The following is a 1755-nucleotide window of genomic DNA, read 5'->3' on the forward strand; positions in this document are numbered from 1 at the left end:
CGACCACAACCAAAGCTGCAATCGCACGGGGTCAATAAATTGGCATTGACAATGTGCACGCTGTTGAGTTCTCAAGGACCAGACGCACCCCCCACTCGACTCCCAGAAGGAGCTCCGCCAGAGGGGCTTGGATTCTCGACACCAGACACCGAGCCGTACAGCTCGTCGTCGTGATGGTTGGTTGCCGAGCGGGACCCCGTCCGGACTGCATCCCCGGGTCTTCGACCCGGTGACCGTCTCGGCCGTTCCGTTCTCCGCCTCAGCGGCAACGAGGTACAACCTTACGCGGAGGTGAACGTACTGCCAAGTGGGGCCGCATCTCGGGCGTGTCGCGCCCATCGCCTCGACTCAGCCGGATGACACGGGTGGACGGGACGGCGGGATCCGAGCCGGCTCAGGGAGAGGCTGGCGCTCGAGCAGGGCCACCATCTCCTCGATCTCTGCATCGGGAAAGCCGGCAGCCGGACGTCGTCGCCCCGTCGCTCGGAACCCGTGGCGGGCGTAGAAGCGGCGCGCGGGCTCGCCCTCCGGTGCGCGGTCGACCCAGAGTCGGATGGACGGTGCCTGGAGCGATGCCCACGCGAGGACCTCCGCCAGCAGAGCATCCCCGACCCCGTTCGCGCGCCCCCGAGCTCCTTCGCGTACGAAGACACCGGTGAGCAGGGCGCCGGCTCCGTCGGCACTGCGCACCTGGCCGGACATGATGCCGAGCCACGCGCCATCCTCCGCGACTGCCACCACACTGGTGGTGTCGGTCCCGGTGCCGCGACGCCCCCGAGTGCGCCACGCATCCTCGGACATCGCAAGGGCGGTCGGGAGGTCTGCGCCGTAGGAAACCGGGTTCTCTGCGGCGTTCTCGAGCCGGAGGGCGCGCACCGACTGCCAGTCCAGCTCCTCCGTTCTCCGGATGGTGAAGTCCCGACCTGGGAGACCTGCGCGCCGCACCAGCAGGGGGACGCCGCTCCTCGACCACCACGTCGGCGAGACGAACCCAGAAGACATTCCCCCGTGTGCAAATCGTTCGACGTACACGCCGGTCCCCACCCGATCCGACATCGCACGCCCGACTTCAGCAACGAAGGCCCCCCGCAGCTGCGCTTCGAGCGCTCCTCCTGTGGCCGGCAACGAGACCTCTCTGAACCGCTCGCCGAGCGCCCGCCACAACCACGGATCACCGCGACTGCCCCACTGGTCCGGCTCGTCGCGGAAGAGATCACCGATGCGTCCTGCCACGACCTGATGGTGCCCCATCCCGCGGCGGCACGCCACCTCCGGCGGACGAACACCGAGAGAGCCGTGACACGACGACCGAAGGCTCGGACCACGGCCGCGACCGAGGGGAGCACGGCGCGCGCGAGGACCACAGCACGCAGCGCAGACCGAGGCAGGACACGCTGTGTCGCAGAAGTGAGCGATCCTGCGGAGACAACGCAGCACGACCGCTGCGGGGCAGCCAGGATCCACGACTCCGTGCGGTTGAAGACGACCACCCCGCGGTGTCCACCGGCACGATAAGGTCATGGGCGCGAATTGATGAGCGTCTCGCGTACCGCGGCTCCACCCCGACCCATCCGATCAGCCTCGAGGCGAAGAGTTCCCCGGAACGCAGGAAACCCCTGACCGATCAAGGTCAGGGGTTTCCTGGTGTTGCTGGAGTTTGAGTCCGGCGGCGTCCTACTCTCCCACAAGGTCCCCCTTGCAGTACCATCGGCGCTGAGAGGCTTAGCTTCCGGGTTCGGAATGTGACCGGGCGTT

1 protein-coding gene and 1 rRNA gene are annotated in these 1755 nt (G+C 67.7%); both read right to left on the minus strand.

The features are described from left to right. Nucleotides 1–348: 348 nt before the first annotated feature. On the minus strand, nucleotides 349–1233 hold the full coding sequence (locus D8M35_RS16080) for a GNAT family N-acetyltransferase (RefSeq protein WP_194074879.1): 885 nt from the start codon (nucleotides 1231–1233) through the stop codon (nucleotides 349–351). Nucleotides 1234–1661: 428 nt separating this feature from the next. Next, a 5S ribosomal RNA gene (rrf, locus tag D8M35_RS16085) occupies nucleotides 1662–1755 on the minus strand; the annotation flags it as partial.

The organism is Curtobacterium sp. HSID17257 (genome assembly GCF_003989515.1).
Classification (GTDB): domain Bacteria; phylum Actinomycetota; class Actinomycetes; order Actinomycetales; family Microbacteriaceae; genus Curtobacterium.